24 protein-coding genes are annotated in these 25,419 nt (G+C 68.0%); 22 read left to right on the forward strand and 2 right to left on the reverse strand.

Going from position 1 to position 25,419, the window contains the following annotated elements; genetic code table 11:
- Nucleotides 1-48 precede the first annotated feature (48 nt).
- From frr to QWJ38_RS22435, 13 genes are all read left to right on the forward strand, one after another.
- Nucleotides 49-609, forward strand: a complete 561-nt coding sequence (gene frr / locus QWJ38_RS22375) for a ribosome recycling factor (RefSeq protein ID WP_290361356.1) — start codon at nt 49-51, stop codon at nt 607-609.
- Nucleotides 610-616: 7 nt separating this feature from the next.
- A complete protein-coding gene (gene uppS, locus QWJ38_RS22380) occupies nt 617-1,372 on the forward strand; it encodes a polyprenyl diphosphate synthase (protein WP_290361357.1) in 756 nt (251 codons plus the stop codon).
- Between the two features lie 5 nt (nt 1,373-1,377).
- Complete coding sequence (locus tag QWJ38_RS22385) at nt 1,378-2,223, forward strand: phosphatidate cytidylyltransferase (RefSeq protein ID WP_290361358.1); 846 nt, start codon at nt 1,378-1,380, stop codon at nt 2,221-2,223.
- Nucleotides 2,220-3,422, forward strand: a complete 1,203-nt coding sequence (ispC, locus tag QWJ38_RS22390; RefSeq protein WP_290361359.1) for a 1-deoxy-D-xylulose-5-phosphate reductoisomerase — start codon at nt 2,220-2,222, stop codon at nt 3,420-3,422. Before QWJ38_RS22385 ends, ispC begins: the two co-directional genes overlap by 4 nt.
- Entirely contained in the window at nt 3,419-4,789 is a 1,371-nt protein-coding gene (rseP, locus tag QWJ38_RS22395; RefSeq protein WP_290361360.1) for an RIP metalloprotease RseP, read from the forward strand. Before ispC ends, rseP begins: the two co-directional genes overlap by 4 nt.
- A 10-nt stretch (nt 4,790-4,799) precedes the next feature.
- Nucleotides 4,800-7,106, forward strand: coding sequence for an outer membrane protein assembly factor BamA (gene bamA, locus QWJ38_RS22400; RefSeq protein ID WP_290361361.1), 2,307 nt, complete (start codon nt 4,800-4,802; stop codon nt 7,104-7,106).
- On the forward strand, nt 7,106-7,615 hold the full coding sequence (locus QWJ38_RS22405; RefSeq protein WP_290361362.1) for an OmpH/Skp family outer membrane protein: 510 nt from the start codon (nt 7,106-7,108) through the stop codon (nt 7,613-7,615). Before bamA ends, QWJ38_RS22405 begins: the two co-directional genes overlap by 1 nt.
- Before the next feature lie 14 nt (nt 7,616-7,629).
- On the forward strand, nt 7,630-8,685 hold the full coding sequence (gene lpxD / locus QWJ38_RS22410) for a UDP-3-O-(3-hydroxymyristoyl)glucosamine N-acyltransferase (RefSeq protein ID WP_290361363.1): 1,056 nt from the start codon (nt 7,630-7,632) through the stop codon (nt 8,683-8,685).
- Nucleotides 8,686-8,751: 66 nt separating this feature from the next.
- A complete protein-coding gene (fabZ, locus tag QWJ38_RS22415; protein WP_290361364.1) occupies nt 8,752-9,192 on the forward strand; it encodes a 3-hydroxyacyl-ACP dehydratase FabZ in 441 nt (146 codons plus the stop codon).
- 12 nt (nt 9,193-9,204) lie between these two features.
- Entirely contained in the window at nt 9,205-9,975 is a 771-nt protein-coding gene (gene lpxA, locus QWJ38_RS22420) for an acyl-ACP--UDP-N-acetylglucosamine O-acyltransferase (RefSeq protein ID WP_290361365.1), read from the forward strand.
- Nucleotides 9,975-11,096: a lipid-A-disaccharide synthase gene (gene lpxB / locus QWJ38_RS22425; RefSeq protein ID WP_290361366.1), complete on the forward strand. Its 1,122-nt coding sequence runs from the start codon at nt 9,975-9,977 to the stop codon at nt 11,094-11,096. The genes lpxA and lpxB overlap by 1 nt, the downstream gene beginning before the upstream one ends.
- Nucleotides 11,068-11,697, forward strand: a complete 630-nt coding sequence (gene rnhB / locus QWJ38_RS22430; protein WP_290361367.1) for a ribonuclease HII — start codon at nt 11,068-11,070, stop codon at nt 11,695-11,697. Before lpxB ends, rnhB begins: the two co-directional genes overlap by 29 nt.
- Entirely contained in the window at nt 11,694-12,473 is a 780-nt protein-coding gene (locus QWJ38_RS22435) for a TrmH family RNA methyltransferase (RefSeq protein ID WP_290361368.1), read from the forward strand. The genes rnhB and QWJ38_RS22435 overlap by 4 nt, the downstream gene beginning before the upstream one ends.
- On the opposite strand, the gene QWJ38_RS22440 is transcribed toward QWJ38_RS22435, so the two are convergent.
- Nucleotides 12,468-13,349 (reverse strand): DMT family transporter, encoded by an 882-nt coding sequence (locus QWJ38_RS22440; protein ID WP_290361369.1) that lies wholly within the window; start codon nt 13,347-13,349, stop codon nt 12,468-12,470. The genes QWJ38_RS22435 and QWJ38_RS22440 overlap by 6 nt on opposite strands.
- A gap of 4 nt (nt 13,350-13,353) precedes the next feature.
- Entirely contained in the window at nt 13,354-14,175 is an 822-nt protein-coding gene (ppsR, locus tag QWJ38_RS22445) for a posphoenolpyruvate synthetase regulatory kinase/phosphorylase PpsR (RefSeq protein WP_290361370.1), read from the reverse strand.
- 224 nt (nt 14,176-14,399) lie between these two features.
- Here ppsR and ppsA point away from each other — a divergent pair, with 224 nt between their 5' ends.
- The 9 genes from ppsA to QWJ38_RS22490 all read left to right on the forward strand — a co-directional run bounded on the left by ppsA (nt 14,400) and on the right by QWJ38_RS22490 (nt 25,413).
- Complete coding sequence (gene ppsA, locus QWJ38_RS22450) at nt 14,400-16,811, forward strand: phosphoenolpyruvate synthase (protein ID WP_290361371.1); 2,412 nt, start codon at nt 14,400-14,402, stop codon at nt 16,809-16,811.
- A gap of 69 nt (nt 16,812-16,880) precedes the next feature.
- Nucleotides 16,881-18,983, forward strand: a complete 2,103-nt coding sequence (locus tag QWJ38_RS22455) for a VC_2705 family sodium/solute symporter (protein ID WP_290361372.1) — start codon at nt 16,881-16,883, stop codon at nt 18,981-18,983.
- Between the two features lie 168 nt (nt 18,984-19,151).
- On the forward strand, nt 19,152-19,514 hold the full coding sequence (gene rpsF / locus QWJ38_RS22460; RefSeq protein ID WP_290361373.1) for a 30S ribosomal protein S6: 363 nt from the start codon (nt 19,152-19,154) through the stop codon (nt 19,512-19,514).
- A gap of 56 nt (nt 19,515-19,570) precedes the next feature.
- Nucleotides 19,571-19,852, forward strand: coding sequence for a primosomal replication protein N (gene priB, locus QWJ38_RS22465; protein ID WP_290361374.1), 282 nt, complete (start codon nt 19,571-19,573; stop codon nt 19,850-19,852).
- A gap of 52 nt (nt 19,853-19,904) precedes the next feature.
- On the forward strand, nt 19,905-20,195 hold the full coding sequence (rpsR, locus tag QWJ38_RS22470; protein ID WP_137941787.1) for a 30S ribosomal protein S18: 291 nt from the start codon (nt 19,905-19,907) through the stop codon (nt 20,193-20,195).
- 13 nt (nt 20,196-20,208) lie between these two features.
- Nucleotides 20,209-20,661: a 50S ribosomal protein L9 gene (gene rplI / locus QWJ38_RS22475; RefSeq protein ID WP_290361375.1), complete on the forward strand. Its 453-nt coding sequence runs from the start codon at nt 20,209-20,211 to the stop codon at nt 20,659-20,661.
- 169 nt (nt 20,662-20,830) lie between these two features.
- Nucleotides 20,831-22,258, forward strand: a complete 1,428-nt coding sequence (gene dnaB, locus QWJ38_RS22480; RefSeq protein WP_290361376.1) for a replicative DNA helicase — start codon at nt 20,831-20,833, stop codon at nt 22,256-22,258.
- A gap of 7 nt (nt 22,259-22,265) precedes the next feature.
- Entirely contained in the window at nt 22,266-24,224 is a 1,959-nt protein-coding gene (locus QWJ38_RS22485) for a 3'-5' exonuclease (RefSeq protein ID WP_290361377.1), read from the forward strand.
- A gap of 43 nt (nt 24,225-24,267) precedes the next feature.
- Nucleotides 24,268-25,413 (forward strand): PA0069 family radical SAM protein, encoded by a 1,146-nt coding sequence (locus QWJ38_RS22490; protein WP_290361378.1) that lies wholly within the window; start codon nt 24,268-24,270, stop codon nt 25,411-25,413.
- The last annotated feature ends 6 nt before the right edge of the window (nt 25,414-25,419 follow it).

Here is a 25,419-nt window from a genome sequence, read left to right on the forward strand (position 1 = left end):
GCGTGGCCGCGTTAGGTTGAATCGGAACGACATCAAGGTCGAAGAATCATGAGCATTGCAGACATCAAGAAGAACGCCGAAGCCAAGATGGCCAAGTCCATCGAGTCGCTGAAGGGCGAGTTGCACAAGATCCGCACCGGTCGCGCCCATCCCGGCATCCTCGACCAGGTCAGCGTCGATTACTACGGCTCGATGGTGCCGATCTCGCAGGTGGCCAACGTCAGCCTGCTCGATGCCCGCACGATCAGCGTGCAGCCCTGGGAAAAGGGCATGGGCGCCAAGATCGAGAAGGCGATCCGCGAGTCGGACCTGGGCCTGAACCCCTCCGCCCAGGGCGAGCTGATCCGCGTGCCGATGCCGCCGCTGACCGAGGAGCGCCGCCGCGACCTGACCAAGGTGGTGCGCAATGCCGGCGAGGACTGCAAGATCGCCGTGCGCAATCTGCGCCGCGACGCCAACGAGCAGGCCAAGAAGCTGCTGAAGGACAAGGAGATCGGCGAGGACGACGAGCGCCGCAGCCTGGACGAGGTGCAGAAGCTGACCGACCGCGTGATCGCCGAGATCGACAAGGTGATTTCGGCCAAGGAAGCCGAGATCCTCGCGGTCTGATCAGCGGATGCCGCCAGTGACGACGACGAACTCCGACAACAAGCCGATGCCGCGCCATGTGGCCATCGTGATGGATGGCAACGGGCGCTGGGCCAAGAAGCGCTTCCTGCCGAGATTCTTCGGCCACAAGCAGGGCGTCGACGCGCTGGTCAAGATCGTCCAGGCCTGCATAGCCCGCGACATCGAGTACCTGACCGTCTTCGCCTTCTCCAGCGAGAACTGGAAGCGGCCCAGCGACGAGGTCTCCGGCCTGATGGGCCTGGTGCTGGCCGCCGTCAGCCGCTACCTGGCCCGCATGGGCGCGATGGGCGTGCGCATCCGCATCGTCGGCGACCGCGAGGCGGTCTCGGACAAGCTGCGCAATGCCTGGAACGAGGCCGAGGCAGCGACCGCGCACAACAGCAAGCTGACCCTGAACGTCGCCTTCAACTACGGTGGCCGCTGGGACATCGTGCAGGCGACCAAGGCGGCGATCAAGGCCGGCGTGCGACCGGAAGACCTGACCGAAGCCAAGCTCTCGGAGTTCATGGCCATGAGCTATGCGCCCGATCCGGACCTGTTCATCCGCACCGGCGGCGAGGTGCGCATCAGCAACTTCATGCTCTGGCAGGTCGCCTACACCGAGTTCGTGTTCTCCGACTGCCTCTGGCCCGAGTTCGGTGAGGCGCAGCTGGACGCGGCGATCGAGGCCTTCCGCGAGCGCGACCGGCGTTTCGGCGGCGTCAAGCCGAGCCCGGCCGCGGCCTCGCTGGCCAGCGCCTGACCGCCATGCTGAAGACCCGTATCCTGACGGCCATCGTGCTGCTGGCGGTGCTGCTGCCGACGATGTTCGCTGCCTCGCCCTGGCCCTTCGCGCTGCTGACCATCGTGATGATTGCCGCCGGCGGCTGGGAATGGGCGCGGCTCAATGGCGCGCCCGGCGCGCCGGCGCTGATCTTCGGCGCCGGCCTGGCCGCCGCCTGCGGCGCGACCCTGCTGGCCTGGGGCCTGCAGGCGCCACCGGCCTGGTGCTGGTGGCTGGCCGGCCTGATCTGGGTGCTGGGCGGCGTGTTCGCCCTGCGTGCCGGCCCCACGCGCTGGCCCGGCGTGTCGCGCCTGCTGCGCCTGGCGCTGGGCGCGCTGGCGCTGTGGGCCGCCTGGCTGGCCATCGTGCAGGCGAGGGCGGTCGGCATCAACTACCTGCTGTCCATCTTCTGCCTGGTCTGGATGGCCGATATCGCTGCCTACTTCGGCGGCCGGACCTTCGGCCGCCGCAAGCTGGCGCCCGCGATCTCGCCCGGCAAGAGCTGGGAGGGCGTCTGGTCCGGCATGGCCGGCGTGCTGCTGCTGGGCCTCGTCTGGGTGCATGGCATCGACGCGCATCTGCAGGTCGACTCCGCCAGCCTCTATGGCCGGCTGCTGCACGGCATGGGCGCGGTGTCCATCCTGGCTCTGGTCTTTCTTGCCGCGATGAGCGTCGTCGGCGATCTGTTCGAGTCGCTGATCAAGCGCGCCGTCGGCGCCAAGGACAGCAGCCAGCTGCTGCCCGGCCATGGCGGCGTGCTCGACCGCGTCGATGCCTTGCTGCCGGTGTTCCCGCTGGCGCTGGCCCTGAGTTCCTCCTTCCATCCATGAGCGCATCGCCGCAACAACGCCAGCGCGTCAGCGTGCTGGGCTCCACCGGCTCGATCGGCGTCAACACGCTGGACGTGCTGGCCCGCCATCCCGAGCGCTACGAGGTCTTCGCGCTCAGCGCGATGAGTCGCGTCGACGAACTGGCCGCGCAATGCCTGCAGTGGCGGCCGCGCTTCGCGGTGATGCCCGAGGCGGCCAAGGCCGCCGAGCTGCGCCGCGTGCTGCGCGAGCAGGGCAGCCAGACCGAGGTGCTGGACGGCGCGGCGGCGCTGGCCGAGATCGCCGCCCATCCGGACGTCGATGCGGTGATGGCCGCCATTGTCGGCGCGGCCGGCCTGGCACCCTGTCTGGCGGCGGCGCGCGCCGGCAAGCGCCTGCTCCTGGCCAACAAGGAGGCGATCGTCGTCGGTGGCGCCCTCTTCATGCAGGCGGTCGAGCAGGGCGGGGCGATGCTGCTGCCGGTCGACTCCGAGCATTCGGCGATCTTCCAGTGCCTGCCCGAGGACCCCTCGACCTGGGCGCAGCGCATCGACCATATCGTGCTGACCGCGTCCGGCGGCCCCTTCCGCCAGCGCGACCCGGCCAGCCTGGCCGATGTGACGCCGGAGCAGGCGGTCGCGCATCCCAACTGGGTGATGGGCCGCAAGATCTCGGTCGACTCGGCGACCATGATGAACAAGGCGCTCGAGGTGATCGAGGCGCGCTGGCTGTTCCATCTGCGGCCCGAGCAGATCAAGGTCGTCATCCACCCGCAGAGCATCATCCATTCGATGGTGGTCTGCCGCGACCGCTCGGTGCTGGCCCAGCTGGGCACGCCGGACATGCGGGTGCCGATCGCCTATGCGCTGTCCTTCCCCGAGCGGGTCGAGTCGGGCGCCGAGCAGCTGGACTTCCTCGCCAAGCCGACGCTCACCTTCGAGGATGCCGACGAGCGCCGCTTCCCGGGCCTGCACCTGTCCTGGCAGGCGCTGCGCGCGGCCGAAGGCTCGACGGCGGTGCTGAACGCGGCCAATGAGGAGGCGGTTGCCGCCTTCCTGGAGCGACGGCTGCGCTTCGACCATATCTACCGCGTCAACCGGCAGTCGCTGGAGGAGCTGCATCCCGAGGCCGGCGAATGTGCCAGCGTCGAGGGCCTGCTGGCGCTGGACGCGCGCGCGCGCCGCCATGCACAGGCACTGATCGCCGAGCTGTCCGCATGATGACCTTGCTGGCCTTTGTGCTGACCCTGGCGGTGCTGATCGTCGTGCACGAGTACGGCCATTACCGTGTCGCCAAGGCCTGCGGCGTCAAGGTGCTGCGCTTCTCGGTGGGCTTCGGCCGCGTGATCTGGCGTCGCCAGAACGGCCCCGAGGCCACCGAGTTCACGCTCAGCGCGCTGCCGCTGGGCGGCTATGTGCGTATGCTGGACGAGCGCGACGGCCCGGTCGCGCCGCAGGAGCGCGCCCAGGCCTTCAACAACCGGCCGCTGTGGCAGCGGGTCGCCGTCGTCGCGGCCGGGCCGCTGGCGAACCTGCTGCTGGCCGCGCTGCTATTCGGCGCCGCTGGCTGGATCGGCAGCGAGGAGCCGAAGGCGCTGCTGGGCACGCCGGCGGCCGGCTCGCTGGCCGAGCATGCCGGGCTGCGCGCCGGCGATCTGGTGCGCGCCACCTCGCTCGACGGCCAGCAATGGGACGAGGTGCGGGCGCTGTCCGAACTGCGCTGGCAGCTCAGCGCGGCGGTGGCCGATGGCCGCAAGCTCTGGCTGGAGCTCAGCGATGCGCAGGGCCATGGCCGGCGCAGCGTGATGCTGCCGACCGATACGCTGGGGGGCGGCGAGCTCGACGCGGCGATGCTGCGCAAGCTCGGCTTCGGCGGCCCCTTCAGCGAGCCGCTGCTGGGCCGGCTGGCGCCGGGCGCTGCGGCCGAGGCGGCCGGCCTGCGCGCCGGCGACCGGGTGCTGACGATAGACGGCATCCCCATCGTCGATGCGGCCGGCCTGCGCGAACGCATCCGCGCAGCGGTGCAGCCGGACGGCCAGCCGCGGCTGCAGAGCTGGCGCGTCGAGCGCGCCGGCCAGACGCTCGAGATCGAGGTGCAGCCCAAGGTGGTCGACGAGGCCGGTCATGCGATCGGCCAGATCGGCGCGCTGGTCGGCGGTCCGCCGGAGCTGGTGCTGCTGCGCCATGGCTTCATCGACGGTCTGGTGCACGGCGTCGAGCGCACCTGGGAGACCGCCACCATGACCCTGCGCGTGCTGGGCCGCATGCTGATCGGCCAGGCCTCGCTGAAGAACCTCAGCGGCCCGCTGACGATCGCCGATTACGCCGGGCAGTCGGCGCGCGCCGGCCTGCCGCAATACCTGGGCTTTCTGGCCCTGGTCAGCGTGAGCCTGGGCGTGCTGAACCTGCTGCCGCTGCCGATGCTCGATGGCGGACACCTGATGTATTATCTTTTCGAGGGTCTGAGCGGCCGCCCCGTCTCCGAGTGGTGGCAGCGGCAACTGCAGCGCATTGGCGCGCTGATCCTGATGCTGATGATGGTTCTGGCCCTTTCCAACGACGTGGCCCGCTTGGCGGGCCTGCATTGATTCCTACTGCATGTCCTCTTCTCCAAGAATGGGAGCGCGTGTGCGCCCCTCGATCCTGACTTTGGCCTTTGCGGCCGCGTTCCAGTCAGGCGCCGCCTGGGCGGTCGACCCCTTCGTGCTCAAGGACATCCGCGTCGAGGGCCTGCAACGTACCGACCCCGGCACCGTCTTCGCCTCGCTGCCCTTCCGCATCGGTGACACCTACAACGACGACAAGGGCGCCGCCGCGCTGCGCGCGCTGTTCGCGACCGGCCTGTTCAAGGACGTGCGCATCAATATCGACGGCAACTCGGTGGTCGTCGTCATCGACGAGCGGCCCATCATCGCCAACGTCAGCTTTGTCGGCCTGAAGGAGTTCGACACCGAGGCGCTGACCAAGTCGCTGAAGGAGGTCGGCATCGGGGAGGGCAAGCCCTTCGACAAGGCGCTGGCCGACCGCGCCGAGCAGGAACTGAAGCGGCAATACCTGACCCGCTCGCTGTACGGCGCCGAGGTCACGACCACCATCACCCCGCTGGAGCGCAACCGCGTCAACGTCAGCTTCTCGGTCGCCGAAGGCGAGCCGGCGCGCATCGGCGAGATCCGCATCCTGGGCAACAAGGTGTTCTCGGAGGGCACCCTGCTGGGCCTCCTGGAGCAGACCACCAGCGGCTGGCTGACCTGGTACACCAAGACCGACCGCTATTCGCGCGCCAAGCTCAATGCCGATCTGGAGACCTTGCGCTCCTACTACCTGAACCGCGGCTATCTGGAGTTCGCCGTCACCTCGACCCAGGTGACGATCTCGCCGGACAAGCAGAGCATCAATATCGCCATCACCGTCAACGAGGGCCAGCCCTACACGGTGACGGCGGTCAAGCTCGAGGGCGAGTACCTCGGCCGCGAAGAGGACTTCAAGCGCCTGATCCAGCTCAGGCCCGGCCAGCCCTACCAGGGCGAGGCGGTGGCGCAGACGACACGCGCCTTCCAGGACCTCTACGGCACCTATGGCTACGCCTTTGCCCGCGTGGACAGCCGCCCCGAGATCGACCGCGCGACCGGCCAGGTCGTCGTGACCTTCGTGGCCGAGCCACAGCGCCGCGTCTATGTGCGCAAGGTGATCGTCTCCGGCAACACGCGCACCCGCGACGAGGTGATCCGCCGCGAGTTCCGCCAGTTCGAATCGGCCTGGTACGACGGCCAGAAGATCAAGGCCTCGCGCGACCGCATCGAGCGCCTGGGCTACTTCAAGGAAGTCACCGTCGACACCAACGAGGTGCCCGGCGCGCAGGACCAGGTCGACGTGGTGCTGAACGTGGTCGAGCGCCCGACCGGCAATATCTCGGTCGGTGCCGGCTACTCGAGCCAGCAGAAGCTCTCGCTGACCGGCTCGATCCGGCAGGAAAACGTGTTCGGCTCGGGCAACTACCTCGGCATCGACGTCAACACCGCCTACACCGGCCGTGCGCTGGTGCTGTCGACGGTCGACCCCTACTTCACCGTCGACGGCGTCTCGCGTGCCTTCGATCTGTTCTACCGCACGACCAAGCCCTACAACACCCTGGGCGAGCAGTACGAGCTGATCAGCCGCGGCGGCTCGCTGCGCTTCGGCGTGCCCTTCTCGGAGCTGGACACGGTGTTCTTCGGGGCCGGCTTCGAGCAGACGACGATCTCCACCTCGGCCGGCCTGCCGAACAGCTATCTGCTGTACGCGATCACCTTCGGCCAGGACAGCACGGCCTTCCCGCTGACCATCGGCTGGCAGCGCGACAACCGCGACAGCGTGATCTCGCCGACGGCCGGCAAGTACCAGCGCGTCAACCTGGAGCTGAGCCCGGCCGGCGATGCGACCTATGCGCGCGCCAATCTGCAGTACCAGCAGTTCTTCCCGATCACCAACAAGATCTCGCTGGGCGTCAACGGCGAACTGGGCTGGGGCGTCGGCATCGCCGGCAAGCCCTATCCGATCTTCAAGAACTTCTACGCCGGCGGCCTCGGCTCGGTGCGGGTGTTCGAGGCCAACTCGCTGGGCCCGGTCGACGTGACCGGCACCTACACCGGCGGCAACCGGCGCCTGAACGTCAACACCGAGCTCTACCTGCCGGTGCCCGGTGGCGGCAACGACAAGACCTTCCGCCTGTTCGGCTTCATGGACGTCGGCAATGTCTGGGCGCAGCACGAGCAGGTGACGGTCGATTCGCTGCGCGCTTCGGCCGGCGTGGGTATCAGCTGGATTTCGCCGATGGGCCCGCTGCGCCTGTCCTACGGCACGCCGATCCGCAAGCAACCCACGGATAGAATCGAGAAATTCCAATTCCAGATCGGGACTGCATTCTGATGAAGAGCAAGCTGTTGAAGGCGGTGGCGCTGGCCGCCACGATGTCCATGGCGGCCATCGCCGCCCAGGCGCAAGATATCAAGATCGGCTACGTCAATAGCGAGCGCGTGCTGCGCGAGTCCAACCTCGCCAAGGCCGCGCAGGCCAAGCTGGAAGCGGAATTCGGCAAGCGCGAGAAGGACCTGAAGGATCTGGAAGGCCGTCTGCGCGGCGCCGCCGAGAAGCTCGAGAAGGATGCCCCGACCCTGGCCGAGACCGAGCGCAACCGCCGCCAGCGCGACCTGATCGAGCAGGAGCGCGATCTGCAGCGCAAGCGCCGCGAGTGGCAGGAAGACCTGACCCAGCGCAAGCAGGAAGAGCTGTCGGCCGTGGTCGAACGCGCCAACCGCATCATCAAGCAGATCTTCGATGCCGAGAAGTACGACCTGATCCTGCAGGACGCGATCCACTTCAGCCCGCGCGTGGACATCACCAAGAAGGTGATCGACGCGCTGAACGCGCAGAAGTGAGCGGAGGAGATCGGGTGAGCCCGGTTTCCCTCAGTGAGATCATCGCCGCCCTGGGCGGCGATCTTCATGGTGCGCCCGAAACGGCGATCGCCCGCATCGGCCCCCTGGCCAGCGCCGACGCGACGACGCTGGCCTTTCTGTCGAACCCGCGCTACCAGTCGCAGCTGGCCACGACGGCCGCCGCCTGCGTGATCGTCGCGCCGGCCTTCGCCGAGGCGGCGACCCAGCGCGGTGCCGCTGCCGGTGGCAGCGCGGCGGCCATCGTCACCCCCGATCCCTATCTTTACTTCGCCCGCCTGACCCAGTGGTGGGCGGCGCGCGTGCGGCCGCAGCCCGTGGCGCGCATCCATCCGAGCGCCGTCATCGATCCGAGCGCGACGCTGGGCGAGGGCGTCGACATCGGCCCGCTGGCCGTGATCGAGGCCGGCGCGCGCATCGGCGACGGCGCGCGTATCGGCCCGCATTGCGTGATCGAGCGCAATGCCGCGGTCGGCCCCGGCACGCGCCTGGCCGCGCGGGTGACCTTGGGCTACGACTGCCGCATCGGCGCGCGCGGCATCGTCCATGGCGGCGTCGTCATCGGCGCCGACGGCTTCGGCTTCGCGCCGAACAAGGGGGCCTGGGAAAAGATCGAGCAGCTGGGCGCCGTCGTCATCGGCGACGATGTCGAGATCGGCGCCAACACCTGCATCGACCGCGGCGCGCTCGACGACACGGTGATCGAGGACGGCGTCAAGCTCGACAACCAGATCCAGATCGGCCACAACGTGCGCATCGGCAAGCACACGGCCATGGCCGGCTGCTCGGCGATCGCCGGCAGCACGACCATCGGCGCCCATTGCACGATAGGCGGGGCGGCGATGATCATCGGCCACCTGACCCTGGCCGACCATGTCCACATCTCGATGGGCACGGCGATCACGCGCAGCATCAGCAAGCCGGGCCAGTACAGCGGTGTCTTCCCCTTCGACGACAATGCGAACTGGGAAAAGAACGCGGCGACCTTGCGCCAGCTGCATTCTTTGCGAGAGCGCCTGCGGGCGCTTGAGAAAAAAACGAACAGCGACTAGGCCTGAGGCCCGAGAAATCATTGGCGGCGCGCCCTGCGCCGCGAGACAAGCGAACGAATCGACATCATGGACATCCACGACATCCTCAAGCGCCTGCCGCACCGCTACCCGATCCTGCTGGTCGACCGCGTGCTCGAACTGGACAAGGGCCAGCGCATCCGCGCGCTGAAGAACGTGTCGATCAACGAGCCGCATTTTCTCGGCCATTTCCCGCATCGGCCGGTGATGCCGGGGGTGCTGATCCTCGAGGCGCTGGCCCAGGCCGCGACCTTGCTGGCCCTGCACAGCATGGACACGGTGCTGGACGACAAGTCGGTCGTCTATTTCGCCGGCATCGATGGCGCCCGCTTCAAGCGTCCGGTCGAGCCGGGCGACCAGCTCTTCCTCGACGTGACGCTGGACCGCGCTAAGGCCGGCATCTACAAGTTCACGGGCCGCGCCCTGGTCGGCGAGCAACTGGCCGCCGAGGCGCAGCTGATGTGCACGATGCGCCGCATCGCTGAGTAAGAGAAGAAGACCATGAGCCGGATTCATCCCACGGCCATCGTCGATCCGGCGGCCCAGCTGGACGGCTCGGTCGAGGTCGGCGCCTACACGCTGATCGGCCCGCATGTGAAGATAGGCGCCGGCACCGTCGTCGGCCCGCATTGCGTGATCGAGGGCCACACGAGCATCGGCGAGAGCAACCGCTTCTACCAGTTCAGCTCGATCGGGGCAGCCAACCAGGACATGAAGTACGCCGGCGAGCCGACCGAGCTGGTGATCGGCGACCGCAACACGGTGCGCGAGTTCTGCACGCTCAATATCGGCACCGTGCAGGACAAGGGCGTGACCCGCGTCGGCCACGACAACTGGATCATGGCCTACTGCCACCTGGCCCACGACGTCGTGCTCGGCAACCACAATGTGCTGGCCAATGGCGCGACCCTGGCCGGCCATGTCGAGGTCGGCGACCATGTGACCATCGGCGGCCTGACCGGCGTGCTGCAGCGCATGCGCATCGGCTCGCAGGCGATGATCGGCTTCCAGGCCCATGTGGCGCAGGACGTGCCGCCCTTCATGACGGTCGACGGCAACCCGCTGACCGCGCGCGCGGTCAATGTGGTTGGCCTCAAGCGCCGCGGCTTCTCCGACGAGCGCATCGCCACGATCCGCCAGATCCACAAGCTGATCTACCGTTCGGGCCTGACCCTGGCCCAGGCGATTGCCGAGATCGAGACCCTGGGCGGGGAGGATGCCTTGCTGATGCGCGACTTCCTCGCCGCCGCGACGCGCGGGATCGTGCGCTGATGAAGCTCGGAATGGTCGCTGGCGAGGCGTCCGGCGATCTGCTCGGCGGGCTGCTGCTGACCGGATTGCGGCAGCGCTGGCCCGAGCTGCAGAGCGCGGGCATCGGCGGGCCGAAGATGATCGCCCAGGGCTTCGAGACCTGGTGGCCGCACAGCAAGCTGTCCATCTTCGGCTATGTCGATGCGCTCTTGAACATCCGCGAGCTGCTGGCCATCCGCAAGCAGCTGGGCAAGCGGCTGCTGGCCGAGCGACCGGCCGCCTTCATCGGCATCGACGCGCCGGACTTCAATTTCGGCCTCGAGGAACGACTGAAGCAGCAGGGCGTCAAGACCATCCATTTCGTCTGCCCCTCGATCTGGGCCTGGCGCGCCGAGCGGGTCCACAAGATCAAGCGCTCGGCCGACCATGTGCTGTGCCTGTTCCCCTTCGAGCCCGAGATCCTGCACAAGGAAGGCATCGGTGCCAGCTATGTCGGCCATCCGCTGGCCGATGCGATCCCGCTGGAGCCACCGAGAGCCGCCGCCCGTGCGGCACTGGGCCTGGGCGAAGCGGATACCGTCGTCGCCCTGCTGCCGGGCAGCCGGCGCAGCGAGATCAGGTACATCGCGCCGGCGATGCTGGGTGCTGCCCAGCTGATGGCCCAGGCGCGTCCCGGCTTGCGCTTCGTGATGCCCATCGCGCCGGGCCTGCGCGAGATGCTGGCGCCGCTGCTGCCCGCCGGGCTGAATATCGAACTGCTGGACGGCCGCTCGCACGAGGCGCTGGCCGCTTGCGACATCACCCTGGTCGCCAGCGGCACGGCGACCTTGGAGGCGGCGCTGTTCAAGCGGCCGATGGTCATCGCCTACCGCATGCATGCGCTGAACTGGTGGCGGATGAAGGGCAAGAACTACCAACCCTGGGTCGGCCTGCCGAACGTGCTGGCGCGCGACTTCGTCGTGCCCGAGCTGATCCAGGACAGGTGCACGCCGGAGAACCTGGCCCGCGAGGGCCTGGCCTGGCTTGTTGAGCCCGAGCGCTATGCGAAGGCGCAGGCCATCTTCCAAGAGCAACACCTGACGCTGCGCTGCAATACCGCGCAAAGAGCCAGCGATGCGATCGCGCAAGTCATCGCTGCTTGAGTCCGCCCCTGAGCAACTCGGGCTGAGCTGGGACGCGATCGGTCTGATGGCCGGCGTCGACGAGGCTGGCCGCGGCCCGCTGGCCGGCCCGGTCGTCGCCGCGGCGGTGATCCTCGACGACCAGCAACCGATCCGCGGCCTGGCCGATTCCAAGATCCTCAGCGAAAAGAAGCGCGAGCAGCTGTTCGACGAGATCCACGCCAAGGCGCTGTGCTTCTGCATCGCCGAGGCGACGGTCGCGGAGATCGACACGCTGAACATCCTGCAGGCGACGATGCTGGCGATGCGCCGCGCGGTCGAGGGCCTGCGGCTGAAGCCGATCAAGGTGCTGGTCGACGGCAACCGCATCCCGGTGCTGCGCATCCCGGCCGAGGCCATCGTCGGCGGCGACGCGACGGTGCAGGCGATCTCGGCCGCCTCCATCCTGGCCAAGGTGCACCGCGACCGCCAATGCCACGCGATGCACGAGGCGCTGCCGCATTACGGCTTTGCCAGCCACAAGGGCTATGGCACGGCCGAGCATCTGGCGGCGCTGCGCGAGCATGGCCCCTGCGCCTGGCACCGCCAGAGCTTCGCGCCGGTGCGGGAGTGGCAGCGATGAGCAGCGCGACCGTCCTGCATATCACGTCCAAGGACAACCCGGTGCTGCAGCGCCTGCGCAAGCTGAGCCAGGACGGCGGCGCCTACCGCAAGCTCGGCTCGGTCTGGCTGGAAGGCGACCATCTGGTGCGCGCCTGCCTGCAGCGCGGCCATGCGGTGACGCAGGCGGTGCTAACCGAGGCGGCCGCCGCCGATCCGGCGCTGCGCGCGCTGGCCGAGGCCGCGCCGCGCATGCTGGTCGTGCCGCTGGCGCTGTTCAAGACCATCAGCGGCCTGGAGTCGCCGGCGCAGATCGGCTTCGAGGTACCGCATGCCGCCGGGCAAGCTTTGACCCCGGGGCTGGACTCGGTCGTGCTGGACCGGCTGCAGGATGCCGGCAATGTCGGCACCATTCTGCGCAGTGCGGCGGCCTTCGGCTTCAGGCAGGTGCTGGCGCTGAAGGGCACGGCGGCGCTGTGGAGTCCGAAGGTCTTGCGCGCCGGCATGGGCGCGCATTTCGGCCTGCGCCTGATCGAGGGCCTGGCGCCGGCCGATCTCGATGCGCTGGCCGCGCCGCTGATCGCGACCAGCTCGCATGCAGAGAAGCAGTTGCACCAGATCGTGCTGCCGCAGCCCTGCGCCTGGGTGATGGGTCACGAGGGGCAGGGCGTGCAGGCCGAGCTGATGGCGCGCTGTGCGCTGACGGTCGGCATTCCGCAGCCGGGCGGCGAGGAGTCGCTGAACGTCGGAAGCGCGGCGGCGATCTGCCTGTACGAGTCGGCGCGCCAGCGCTTATAGCGCCAGCGCGATCACGCCGGCCGCGATAAAGGCCGCGCCCAGCAGGCGCCAATGGCGCTCGCCCTCCTGCAGCAACTGGCCGCCGAGCAGGGCGGCGACCAGCATCGACAGCTCGCGCATCGGCGCGACCCGCGAGACCGGCGCCAGCTGCATCGCGTAGAGCACCAGGATGTAGGCGGCCGGCGAGCAGACCGCCATCAGCAGCACATAAGGCCATTGGCGGCGCAGCGCGGGCATGAAGCCGGCGCGGTCGCGCAGCACGGCGGGCAGCGAGAAGGGCACGCGCAGCACATTGCCGACCCAGTCGATCAGCAGCGGCGAGACCAGCAGCACCTTGACCGCATAGCCGTCCACCAGCGTGTAGCTGGCGATCAGCAGGCCGGTCAGACCGCCCCATAGCACGCCCAGGCGTCGCTTCTCGCGCGCCGCGGCATCGCCGCCGGCGCGGAAGAACAAGGCGGGGCCGCCGGCGATCAGCACGATGCCGCCGACGATGGCGGTCAGGCCCGCCAAGCCGGCCAGGCCCAGCCGCTCGCCGAAGACCAGCACCGCGGCCAAGCTGGAAACCAGCGGGCCGCTGCCGCGCGCGACCGGATAGACGACGTTCAGGTCCGATACCCGGTAGCCCTTCAGCAGGCAGCTGAAGTACAGCATGTGGATGGCCGCGCTGGCCAGCGCGCAGACCCAGGCGGTCGGCGGCCATTGCGGGATCTGCCGCCAGCCGAGGTAAAGCGCCGCCGGTCCCCACAAGAGGCTCACGCCGATCGCGCTGGCCAGCACGAAGTGATGGTTGCCGCCGGCCTTCTTGGCGCCGAGGTTCCAGACGGCATGCAGCAGCGCGGCGCACAGCACCAGCGCCAGGGCGGTGATCGGCACGGCTTCAGTAGACCAGGCGGTCCGGGCGGATGTCGCGCAGGATCGTCGTCGCGATCTCCTCGATCGACTTGTGCGTGGACGACAGCCAGGCGATGCCCTCGCGCTTCATCATCTTCTCGGCCTCGTTGATCTCGTAGCGGCAATTGAGGATGTCGGCGTACTTGCTGCCCGGGCGGCGCTCGTTGCGGATCTGCGAGAGCCGATCCGGGTCGATGGTCAGGCCGAAGCACTTGCCCTTGTGCGGCGCTAGCGAGGCCGGCATCTTGTTGCGCTCGAAGTCCTCGGGGATCAGCGGGTAGTTGGCGGCCTTGATGCCATGCTGCATCGCCAGGTACAGCGAGGTCGGCGTCTTGCCGCAGCGCGACACGCCGACCAGGATCACGTCGGCCGCGTCCAGGTTCTTGGCCGACTGGCCGTCGTCATGGGCCAGCGAGAAATTGATCGCCTCGATGCGGTCGTGATATTCCTGGCTGCGCGCAACGTCGGAGAAGCGGCCGACGCGGTGGTTGCTCTTGACCTGGAACTCCTCTTCCAGCGGCTCGATGAAGGTGGCGAACATATCGATCACCCGGCCCTGGCAATGGTCGCGCACGATCTTCAGCACCTCGCGGTCGACCAGGGTTGCGAACACGATCGCGCGCTTGCCCTCGCGCTCGCCGGTCTCGTTGATCTCGCGCACCACGGCATAGGCCTTCTCGGTCGTGTCGACAAAGGGCCGGCGCACATGGCGGGGCTTGATCGGGAACTGGGCCAGGATGGAGTTGCCGAAGGTCTCGGCCGTGATGCCGGTGCCGTCGGAGATGAAGTACACGGTGCGATCAGTCATGGCGGCGTCCGAAGAAGTCTTTTCTTGCCCTGTTGCACCTTGCACTGCAACAAGCCTTTTCATCATAAGCGGGCTTACCCGTAGAATCGGCCGCAATTTCCTGCCATGGCCATGCCGATCCCCAAGCGACAACCAGAATCGACAAGTCTTGCGGACCCGGCCGGCCCGACGCTTAGCAGCGCGGTGGCGGAAGCGCGGAATTCACAACATCACGGAGTTTTCCCATGTCTGCATCCCGCTTTGAGCCGACCGCCCTGGTCGTTCCTTTTGAGCAGCTGAGAATGAGCGACGTCGAGGTCGTTGGCGGCAAGAACGCCAGCCTCGGCGAAATGATCTCGCAGCTCGCCGCCTCCGGCGTGCGCGTGCCCGGCGGCTTCGCCACCACCGCGCATGCCTTCCGCGAGTTCCTCAAGCATGAGGGCCTGGATCGCCGTATCCAGGACCGCCTGGCCACGCTGGACACCGACGACGTGCGCGCGCTGGCCGAGGTCGGCGCCGAAATCCGTGGCTGGGTCGAGGCCCAGCCCTTTCCGGCCGATCTGGAAGCGGCGATCCGTTCCTCCTTCGCCCGCCTGACCGCCGACAATCCGGGCGTCTCCTTTGCCGTGCGCTCCTCGGCCACCGCCGAGGACCTGCCGGACGCCTCCTTTGCCGGCCAGCAGGAAACCTTCCTCAACGTCGTCGGCATTGAGGACGTGCTGCACAAGATGAAGGAGGTCTTCGCCTCCCTCTACAACGACCGCGCGATCAGCTACCGCGTGCACAAGGGCTTCGCCCATGCCGATGTGGCGCTGAGCGCCGGCGTGCAGCGCATGGTGCGCTCCGACCTCGGCTCGGCCGGCGTGATGTTCACCATCGACACCGAGAGCGGCTTCAAGGACGTGGTCTTCATCACCTCCAGCTACGGCCTGGGCGAGACGGTCGTGCAGGGGGCTGTCAACCCGGACGAGTTCTACGTCCACAAGCCGGCGCTGAAGGCCGGCAAGTCGGCCGTGATCCGCCGCAATCTGGGATCGAAGCTGCTGCGCATGGAATTCGCCTCGGCCGAGGAGAAGGCGGCCAGCGGCAAGCTGGTGAAGACGGTCGACACCATGCCCGAGCAGCGCAACCGCTATTCGCTGGCCGACGCGGAGGTGATCGAGCTGGCCAAGTACGCGCTGATCATCGAGCAGCATTACGGCCGCGCGATGGATATCGAGTGGGGTCGCGACGGCATCGACGGCCAGCTCTACATCCTGCAGGCCCGGCCCGAGACGGTGAAGAGCCAGGCCGAGGGCCAGGTCGAGATGAGCTACAAGCTCAAGGGACAGAGCGCCGTGCTGGCCGAGGGCCGCGCGATCGGCCAGAAGATCGGCACCGGCCCGGTGCGCCTGGTCTCCAGCGTGGCCGAGATGGAGCGCGTGCAGCCCGGCGACGTGCTGGTCACCGACATGACCGACCCGAACTGGGAACCGGTGATGAAGCGCGCCAGCGCCATCGTCACCAACCGCGGCGGCCGCACCTGCCACGCGGCCATCATCGCGCGCGAGCTGGGCATCCCGGCCGTGGTCGGCTGCGGCGACGCGACCGAGACGCTCAAGGACGGCCAGCTGGTGACGGTGGCCTGCTCCGAGGGCGACACCGGCTATATCTACGACGGCCTCTTGGAGACCGAGATCAGCGAGGTGCACCGCGGCGAGCTGCCCTATTGCCCGATCAAGATCATGATGAACGTCGGCAACCCGCAGCTGGCCTTCAACTTCGCGCAGATGCCGTCGGCCGGCGTCGGCCTGGCGCGGCTCGAGTTCATCATCAACAACAATATCGGCGTCCACCCGAAGGCCATCCTCGACTATCCGAACATCGACGCCGACCTGAAGAAGGCGGTCGAGTCGGTGGCCCGTGGCCATGCCTCGCCGCGCGCCTTCTATGTCGACAAGCTGACCGAGGGCATCGCGACGATCGCGGCGGCCTTCTTCCCGCGGCCGGTGATCGTGCGCCTGTCGGACTTCAAGAGCAACGAGTACCGCAAGCTGATCGGCGGCTCGCGCTACGAGCCGGACGAAGAGAACCCGATGCTGGGCTTCCGCGGCGCCTCGCGCTATATCAGCGGCGAGTTCTCGGACGCCTTCGCGATGGAGTGCGAGGCGCTGCGCCGCGCGCGCAACGAGATGGGTCTCAGCAATATCGAGATCATGGTGCCCTTCGTGCGCACCGTGCGGCAGGCCGAGCGTGTCGTCGCGATGCTGGCCGAGCGCGGCCTGAAGCGCGCCGCCACCGGCGGCCAGGACGGCCTGCGCGTGATCATGATGTGCGAGGTGCCCAGCAACGCCATCCTGGCGGACCAGTTCCTCGAGCATTTCGACGGCATGTCGATCGGCTCCAACGACCTGACCCAGCTGACCCTGGGCCTCGATCGCGACTCGGGCCTGGAGCAACTGGCCGGCGATTTCGACGAACGCGATCCGGCCGTCAAGGCGATGATCTCGCGCGCGATCACAGCCTGCCGCGCCACCGGCAAGTACATCGGCATCTGCGGTCAGGGCCCCAGCGACCATCCTGACTTCGCCGACTGGCTGGCCGGCGAGGGCATCGTCTCGATCTCGCTCAATCCGGACACCGTCGTCGACACCTGGCAGCGTCTGGCCAAGCGCTGATCGACCTCGCCCTGGCCGCCCGGGTTCGTCGCTATCGACAGGCCCGGGTCGGCCCCGGATGATCCGGCCGTGCCGAAACCGAGCGCTTCTTCCTCCTCCTCGTCGCCCGCAGCCGCCGGCCTCGGCCCGCGGCTGAACCGCATCTATGCCTGGTACACGCTGGGTTTCGGCCTGTTCGTGGGGGCGCTGGCGCTGCTGGAGAAGTTCGGCCTGTCCAAGAACTGGATCGGCTTCTGCTTCCTCGCGGCGACGGTGGGCGTCTATGCGGTGATCGGCGTGCTGAGCCGCACGACCGACACCGAGGAATACTATGTGGCCGGCCGCCGCGTGCCGGCCTTCTACAACGGCATGGCGGCCGGCGCCGACTGGATGAGCGCCGCCAGCTTCATCGGCATGGCCGGCACGCTGTACCTGAGCGGCTATGGCGGCCTCGCCTATGTGCTGGGCTGGACGGGGGGCTTCTGCCTGGTCGCCCTGTGCCTGGCGCCCTATCTGCGCCGCTTCGGCCAGTTCACCATTCCCGACTTCCTCGGCGCGCGCTACGGCAGCAACGGCCTGCGCCTGCTGGCGGCGCTGGCGGCGATCCTGATCTCCTTTGTCTACCTGGTCGCGCAGATCTACGGCGTCGGCCTTATCACGACGCGGCTGACCGGCATGGCCTTCGAGATCGGCGTCTTTGTCGGCGTCGGCGGCGTGCTGGTCTGCTCCTTCCTCGGCGGCATGCGCGCGGTCACCTGGACCCAGGTGGCGCAGTACATCATCCTCATCGTCGCCTATGTGGTGCCGGTCGTCTGGCTGAGCGTCAAGCAGACCGGCTCGCCGCTGCCGCAGGCGGTCTACGGCTACCAACTGCAAAAGCTCAGCGAGCGCGAGCAGGAGCTGCTGCACGACCCGCGAGAACTGCAGGTGCAGCAGATCTTCCAGCAGCGCGCCGAGGCCAGCGCCGCCAAGCTGCGCGATGTGCCGGCGACCCTGGCCGAGGAGCGCATCAAGGCGGCGCGCCAGGTCGCCGCGCTGAAGGCCGACGATGCGCCGCTGGCGCAGATCCAGGCGGCCGAGAAACAGCGCGCCGCGCTGCCCCGCACGCCGGCCGAGGCGCGCGAGCAATGGCAGCGCCAGCAGGCGGCCGACGAGGCGCGCGCACAGCCGCTGGCCGGCATGCCGCCGCATGCGCAGGCCTTTGCCGGCGATCCGGACGGCACGCCGGCCGAGCGCCAGGCCTTCGACGATTCGCGGCGCAACTTCCTGGCTCTGGTGTTCTGCCTGATGGTCGGCACGGCCGGCCTGCCGCATCTGCTGATGCGCTACTACACGACGCCCTCGGTGCGCGAGGCGCGCGAGTCGGTCGCCTGGTCGCTGTTCTTCATCAGCCTGCTGTACTTCACCGCGCCGGCGCTGGCGGTGATGGTCAAGTACGAGGTCTTCAACCATCTGGTCGGCATCCCCTTCGATCAGCTGCCGGCCTGGATCGGGCAATGGACCCGCGTCGATCCGGGGCTGCTGTCGGTCGGCGACGTCAATGGCGACGGCGTGCTGCAGCTGGGCGAAATGCGCATCGGCGGGGACATCATCATGCTGGTGACGCCGGAGCTGGCCGGCCTGCCCTATGTGGTCTCCGGCATGGTCGCGGCCGGCGGCTTGGCCGCGGCGTTGTCGACGGCCGATGGCCTGCTGCTGACGATCTCGGCGGCGCTGTCGCACGATGTCTATTTCCGCGTCATCAACCCGGGCGCCATCGCCAACCGCCGTGTCACCCTGGCCAAGGCGCTGGTGCTGGCGGCGGCGCTGATCGCGGCGGCGGTGGCGGCGCAGAAACCGGCCGACATCCTGATCCTGGTTGCGGCCGCCTTTTCATTCGCCGGCGCGGCCTTCTTCCCGGCCCTGGTGCTGGGCATCTTCTGGCGCCGCGCCAATGCCTGGGGCGCGATCGCCGGCATGCTGGTCGGCCTCGGCGTGACCGGCTACTACATGGTCTGCGCCCACCCCTGGCTGCGTGCGGCCCTGGGCGTGCCCGGCCCGGCCGAGCTGTGGTGGGGGGTGCAGCCGATCTCGGCCGGCGCCTTCGGCGTGCCGGCCGCCTTCGCGGTGCACTGCATCGTCAGCCTGCTGACGCCGGCGCCACGTCGCGCGCAGATGGAAACGCTGGACCGGCTGCGCTCGCCGCTGGCCTGAGCGCGTCGACGACCGCGCGGCGAGGGCAGCCCGTCTCCTAGGCAAAGCGCTGATTCCGTATTACAATCGCTGGTTCCCCTTGCCGGGCCACGAGTTTGACGCTGTGGCGCGGCTTCCGCAGGTCCTTGGCCGCTTCGTGGCCGGGCCTGGAATCCACAAGGAGTTTTTATGCGTCACTATGAAATCGTTCTGCTGATCCATCCGGATCAAAGCGAACAAGTTCCGGCCATGCTGGAGCGTTACAAGGGCCTGATCACCGCCAGCGGCGGTGTCGTGCACCGCGTCGAAGATTGGGGCCGCCGCCAGATGGCTTACCTGATCCAGAAGCTGGCCAAGGCTCATTACCTGTGCCTGAACATCGAAGTCAGCCCGGCTACCCTGGCAGAAATCGAGACCGGCTTCCGCTTCAACGACGCCGTGCTGCGTCACCTGACCGTCGTCAAGTCCAAGGCCGAGACGACCCCGTCGGTGATGATGAAGAGCGTCGAGCGCGAAGAGGCCCGCAAGGCGCCTCAGCAAGAAGCAGCCTAAATCGCGCTGGCGATAGGCGCATGGCTCCTTCGGCGCTGCCGCAATCCTGATCGGCTGTGAATCAGCTGATCTTGCAGGCGACGCTGCTGGAGCTGGGATTGGTCCGGTACACACCGGCCGGCCTGATGGCCCTGGACCTCGGCTTGAAGCACGAGGGGCAGGCGCTGGAAGCCGGCAGACCCCGCAAGGTCTCGATGGAGATCAAGGCGGTGGCGATCGGTGAAACCGCCAAGCGACTGCAGGCGCTGGGTGTCGGTGCAGAGGCCCGTTTCTCGGGTTTCCTCACCAACCAGCGCAACGGACGTGGGACGATTTTCCACGTCACGGCGGTCGACTGATCCGCGCGATGCCAGACATGTTCGTTCCGGATAGAAATTAACGAGGTTCAATATGCCCCCGCCACGTGGTAAAGGTCGCTTCTCGAAGGACAAGAAGCCCAAGCGCAACCAACAATCGCTGCTGTTCCGCCGCAAGCGTTTCTGCCGCTTCACCGTCACCGGTGTCGAGCAGATCGACTACAAGGACATCGACACGCTGCGCGATTTCGTCGGTGAAAACGGCAAGATCACGCCGGCTCGTCTGACGGGCACGCGCGCTTTCTTCCAGCGTCAGCTGACGGTTGCCATCAAGCGCGCGCGCTTCCTGGCCATGCTGCCGTACAGCGACCAGCACAAGGTCTGAGGAGTCACCCATCATGCAAATCATCCTGCTTGAAAAAGTGGCCAACCTCGGCAACCTGGGCGACGTCGTCAAGGTCAAGGACGGCTATGCACGCAACTTCCTGATCCCGACCCGCCAGGCACGCCGTGCCACCGCGGCCGCGATCAAGGAATTCGAAGCCAAGCGCGCCGAACTGGAAAAGGCCGCCGCCGAGAAGCTGGCTGCTGCCCAGACACTGGGCGAAGGCCTGGCCGGCAAGACCGTGCGCATCAGCCAGAAGGCTGGCGTGGACGGCCGCCTGTTCGGTTCGGTCACCAATGCCGATATCGCCGAAGCGCTGACGAAGCTGGGCTTCGCCATTGCCAAGTCGCAGGTTCGCCTGCCGCTGGGCCCGCTGAAGGCCGTCGGCGAGTTCCCGGTCAATGTCGCTCCGCACACCGACGTCGTCGTCGAGGTGACGGTGCAGGTCGTTGCCGAAACCGAGTAAGCCCTAATGGTCGGCAGCCTTGATGGCTGCTCAGATCGGAAAAGCCGATGACTGCCCAGTCGTCGGCTTTTTGTCTTCTGGGGGCTGCAGTTATCCCGCTGTAACCCCAGATCGTGAACATCTTTTCCACAGCCTTCTGCACAGGGGCTGTGGATAGCCGTAGTCAGCCATGTCAGCGATCTTTTCCGCGCCCGGTTCCTCCAACGGCGCCCAGGACGACGAAGTCGCCCGCCTGCGCGTGCCGCCGCATTCGGTCGAGGCCGAGCAGAGCGTGCTCGGCGGCCTGCTGATCGACAACAGCGCCTGGGATCGCGCCGGCGATCTGCTCAGCGAGACCGACTTCTACCGCTTCGAGCACAAGCTGATCTTTGCCGCCACGGGCAAGCTGATCAATGCCGGCAAACCGGCCGATGTGGTGACGGTATTCGAGGAGCTGACCTCGCTGGGCAAGGCCGCCGATTGCGGCGGCCTGGCCTATCTGAACGCGCTGGCGCAGAGCGTGCCCAGCGCCGGCAATCTGCGCCGCTACGCCGAGATCGTGCGCGAGCGCGCCGTGCTGCGCAAGCTGGTCAGCGTCAGCGACGAGATCGCCAGTGCGGCGCTGAACCCGCAGGGCCGTCCGGTCAAGGACATCGTCGACGAGGCCGAGGGCAAGATCTTTCGCATCAACGAGGAAGGCAACAAGGGCGGCCAGGGCTTCCAGAGCATGGACAACCTGGTCGTGCAACTGATCGACCGCGTCAACGAGCTGGCCGAGAATGGCGCCGAGGACGTGACCGGCGTGCGCACCGGCTTCTACGACCTGGACCGAATGACGGCCGGCCTGCAGCCGGGCGACCTGATCATCCTGGCTGCGCGTCCGTCGATGGGCAAGACCGCCTTCGCGATCAATATCGGCGAGAACGTCGCCATCGACGAGGGCCTGCCGGTCGTCATCTACTCGATGGAAATGGGCGCGGCCCAGCTGGCGCTGCGTATGGTCGGCTCGATCGGCCGCATCGACCAGGGCCATCTGCGCACCGGCCGCCTGGCCGACGACGAATGGGGTCGCCTGTCCGAGGCGGTCGACAAGCTCGGCAAGGCCAGCATCTACATCGACGAGAGCCCCGGCCTGTCGCCGTCCGAGGTGCGTGCGCGCGCGCGCCGCCAGGCCCGCATCAGCGGCCAGCTGGGTCTGATCATCATCGACTACCTGCAGCTGATGAGCGGCAATGGCGGGGCCAACGAGGAAAACCGCGCCACCGTGGTCGGCGAGATCTCGCGCGGCCTGAAGGCGCTGGCCAAGGAACTCAAGTGCCCGGTGATCGCGCTGTCGCAGCTCAATCGCTCGGTCGAGACGCGGCCCGACAAGCGGCCGATGATGTCCGACCTGCGCGAGTCCGGCGCCATCGAGCAGGATGCCGACATCATCATGTTCATCTACCGCGACGAGTACTACACCAAGGACCAGTGCCAGGAGCCGGGCGTGGCGGAGATCATCATCGCCAAGCAGCGTAACGGCCCGGTCGGCACGGTGAAGCTGGCCTTCCAGCGCATGCACACCAAGTTCGAGAACCTGGCGCCCGGCTACTCGGGCGGCGGTGGCGGCGAGTACTGAGACGCCGGTGTCCGAGGCGATCTTCGAGCCGGCGCAGATCGCGCCGAGCGCCGAACAGCTGGCGATCCAGCTGACGCGCGCCCGCCATGTGCTGGTCGAGGCCAATGCCGGCGCCGCCAAGACGACGACGCTCGCCTTGCGCATCGCGCAGGCGCTTTGGCGCGGCGCCGAGCCGGCGATGATTCTGGCGCTGACCTACACGGCGCCGGCGGTGCAGGCCTTGCGCACGCAACTGCGCCTGATCGGCCTCGCGCCCGAGCAGATCGCGGCGCTGCGCATCGCCAGCTTCGAGGCCTTCAGCACCGCGCTGCTCGAGGCGATCGAGGGGCCGGGCACCCTACAGCTGACAAGCCTGGAGCAGGTGCGGCCCTATGTCTTGCGCGCGATCGAGCGCGCGCAGAGCTGGCCCGAGGAGCGTCATCCGGAGGAGCTGGTTGTCGCCGGCCCGTCGACGGCCCTGGTCGAGGGCCTGCTGAAGTCCTTTGCGGTGCTGAAGGGCCGCATGGCCATCGAGCAGCTCGATGCCGACAGCACGCCGAGCCCGGCGCTGGCCGAGGAACTGGGGGTCGACTACCTGACGCTGCGGGTGCGCGGCGCCTACGAGGCGATACGCCGCGGCGGCCATCCCGACCATCCGCAGTTCCGCCACGACGGCGATGCCTGCTACGACCTGGCGCGGGCGCTGCTGCGCGAGGAGTTCGTCGGCGAGCGCTCGCCCTTCGCGCTGGGCCTGGCGCTGATCGTCGTCGACGAGATGCACGACACCAACCGCGCGATGTTCACCATCCTGAAGGCCTTGCTGGCGCACAACCGGCGCGCCGCCTTCGTCGGCGTCGGCGACCGCGACCAGGTGATCCATTCGCAGGCCGGCGCCGAGGCCGGTTTCATGCACGAGTGCTTCGTCCAGGAGATCGGCGCGCCGCTGCGCCTGCCGCTGACGGCCAGCCACCGTTTCGGCGCCGGGTTGGCCCAGGCGGTCGGCGCGCTGGCGCGCAAGCCCTATGCGGCCGCGCTGCCGCTGCAGGCGACCGAGCTGCAGCTGCTGCCGGCCGAATCGCCGCGCGTGATGGCTCAGCTGGTCGCGCGCGCGGCGCAGGCGCATCTGGCGCAGTCCGAATGCCGCGAATTGCGCATCCTCTTGCGCCAGCCGGCGCATTCCATCCTGATCGAACGCGAGCTGCTGAAGCTGGGCATCGGCTATGGCGTCCAGGGCATGCAGGCCTTTCTGCAGCGCCGCGAGATCCTGCTGGTGCGCGGCCTGCAGGCCTATGTGGTCGACGACTTCGATGGCTTCGCCAGCAAGGCGCAGCGCGCGCAGATGCTGGAGGCGCTGATGCTGTTCGCCGGCGCCTGGATCGAGAGCAGCGAGCTGCGCCATCTCGATGCGGTGAGCGCGCAGCGCCGCGCGATCGACGAGGCGGCGGCGCAGCCGGGCTGGCTGCGCGACTTCATCGAGGGTCAGGTCTTGCGCAATGCCTCGGCCTTCGCGCTGCCGCGGCTGCAGGCGGCGATGGAGGTGCTGCGCAGCGGTGATCTCCAAGCCTTCGAGCAGCGCTTTATGAAGGCGCTCGACCCCGCCGGCCTGGCCGGCGCGGTGCTGGTCCGGCGTGCGGACATCGAGCAGCTGCGCGACAACATCGCCCAGCTGGTGCAACTGGTGGTCGGCGAGGGCGAGGGCCTGGACGGCGTGTTCGAGCTGCTGCATGCGCTGGAGCTGGCGCAGGCCCGGCTACGCGGCAACCCCCGGGTCACGCTGTCCAGCATCGAGGCTGCCAAGGGCCTGGAATTCGACCATGTGCTGATTCCGTATCTGTCGCGCGGCGAGTTCGTCGGCGAGGGCAGCACGGCCGAGAACCGCAATCTGCTCTATGTGGCGATGACGCGCGCGCGGCGCCGGCTGAGCCTGGCCTTCGACCCGGCCAAGCCCTCGCGCTATCTGATCGAGGCGGGCCTGCTGTCAAATTGAAACGGCGCTGGAAATCCGAACGAATACTGTATAAATTAACAGTATGCCGTTCAAGCCCAGCACCAATGCGACGCCCGCCCAGGCGCAGCCGCTCTATGTCCAGGCCGACAGCCTGAAGGGCCGCGGCAGCGGCTGGGCGATCGCGCACCGCTACCAGAACGAGCTGCGCGAGCAATACGACGACGGCTGGGGTTCGCTGGTGCAGGAGGCCGGCGAGGAGCATCTGCCGCCGAGCACGCAGATCATCGAGGAGCGGGCCAAGAGCATCATCTCGAGCAACCAGTCGCCGGACATCAGCTTCGATACCTCGATCAATCCCTATCGCGGCTGTGAGCACGGTTGCATCTACTGTTTCGCGCGGCCCACGCACAGCTATCTGAACCTGTCGCCGGGCATCGATTTCGAGACCAAGATCATCGCCAAGGTCAATGCGGCCGAGCGCCTGCGCGCTAGCTTCGCCAGCCCGAGCTACCAGCCGCGTTCGCTGTGCATAGGCACGGCCACCGATGCCTACCAGCCGGTGGAGCGCAAGCTGGGCATCACCCGCGCGCTGATCGAGGTGCTGGCCGAGCATGGCCATCCGTTCTCGATGGTGACCAAGTCTTCCGGCATCGAGCGCGATCTGGACCTGATCGCGCCGATGGCCGCCCGCAATCTGGCTTCGGTCTATCTGTCGGTGACGACGCTGGACCCGGCGCTGGCGCGCATCCTCGAGCCGCGCGCCGCCGCCCCGCATCGGCGCCTGCGCACCATAGAGACGCTGGCCCAGGCCGGAGTGCCGGTGGGCGTCAGCGTCTCGCCGCTGATCCCCTTCCTGAACGAGCCGGAGCTCGAGCGCATCCTCGAGGCGGCCGCTGCGGCCGGCGCACGCGCCGCCTTCAGCATCCCGCTGCGCCTGCCTTGGGAGGTCAATCCGCTGTTCCAGGACTGGCTGCAGCGCCATTACCCCGATCGCGCTGCGCGGGTGATGGCGCGGCTGCGCGAGATGCGCGGGGGGCGCGACAACGATCCGCGCTTCGGCTCGCGGATGAGCGGCGAAGGCCTGTGGGCGCAACTGATTGCCCAGCGCCTGAAAAAGGCCAGCCAGCGCTTCGGCCTAACGCGCGAGCGCGTCGTGCTGGACCTGAGCCAGTTCCGCCGGCCCACGGCCATGCCGGCCGGCGGTGGTCGGCAGGGCGAGTTGTTCTGAGGATCT

The sequence above is a fragment of the Roseateles violae genome, assembly GCF_030410485.1.
GTDB classification, from domain to species: domain Bacteria; phylum Pseudomonadota; class Gammaproteobacteria; order Burkholderiales; family Burkholderiaceae_C; genus Roseateles_D; species Roseateles_D violae.

Coding starts and splice junctions, on each gene's coding strand:
- frr (WP_290361356.1), top strand. CDS start 49: ATGAGCATTGCAGACATCAAGAAGAACGCCGAAGCCAAGATGGCCAAG.
- uppS (WP_290361357.1), top strand. CDS start 617: ATGCCGCCAGTGACGACGACGAACTCCGACAACAAGCCGATGCCGCGC.
- QWJ38_RS22385 (WP_290361358.1), top strand. CDS start 1,378: ATGCTGAAGACCCGTATCCTGACGGCCATCGTGCTGCTGGCGGTGCTG.
- ispC (WP_290361359.1), top strand. CDS start 2,220: ATGAGCGCATCGCCGCAACAACGCCAGCGCGTCAGCGTGCTGGGCTCC.
- rseP (WP_290361360.1), top strand. CDS start 3,419: ATGATGACCTTGCTGGCCTTTGTGCTGACCCTGGCGGTGCTGATCGTC.
- bamA (WP_290361361.1), top strand. CDS start 4,800: ATGTCCTCTTCTCCAAGAATGGGAGCGCGTGTGCGCCCCTCGATCCTG.
- QWJ38_RS22405 (WP_290361362.1), top strand. CDS start 7,106: ATGAAGAGCAAGCTGTTGAAGGCGGTGGCGCTGGCCGCCACGATGTCC.
- fabZ (WP_290361364.1), top strand. CDS start 8,752: ATGGACATCCACGACATCCTCAAGCGCCTGCCGCACCGCTACCCGATC.
- lpxA (WP_290361365.1), top strand. CDS start 9,205: ATGAGCCGGATTCATCCCACGGCCATCGTCGATCCGGCGGCCCAGCTG.
- lpxB (WP_290361366.1), top strand. CDS start 9,975: ATGAAGCTCGGAATGGTCGCTGGCGAGGCGTCCGGCGATCTGCTCGGC.
- rnhB (WP_290361367.1), top strand. CDS start 11,068: ATGCGATCGCGCAAGTCATCGCTGCTTGAGTCCGCCCCTGAGCAACTC.
- QWJ38_RS22435 (WP_290361368.1), top strand. CDS start 11,694: ATGAGCAGCGCGACCGTCCTGCATATCACGTCCAAGGACAACCCGGTG.
- ppsR (WP_290361370.1), bottom strand. CDS start 14,175: ATGACTGATCGCACCGTGTACTTCATCTCCGACGGCACCGGCATCACG.
- ppsA (WP_290361371.1), top strand. CDS start 14,400: ATGTCTGCATCCCGCTTTGAGCCGACCGCCCTGGTCGTTCCTTTTGAG.
- rpsF (WP_290361373.1), top strand. CDS start 19,152: ATGCGTCACTATGAAATCGTTCTGCTGATCCATCCGGATCAAAGCGAA.
- rpsR (WP_137941787.1), top strand. CDS start 19,905: ATGCCCCCGCCACGTGGTAAAGGTCGCTTCTCGAAGGACAAGAAGCCC.
- rplI (WP_290361375.1), top strand. CDS start 20,209: ATGCAAATCATCCTGCTTGAAAAAGTGGCCAACCTCGGCAACCTGGGC.
- dnaB (WP_290361376.1), top strand. CDS start 20,831: ATGTCAGCGATCTTTTCCGCGCCCGGTTCCTCCAACGGCGCCCAGGAC.
- QWJ38_RS22490 (WP_290361378.1), top strand. CDS start 24,268: ATGCCGTTCAAGCCCAGCACCAATGCGACGCCCGCCCAGGCGCAGCCG.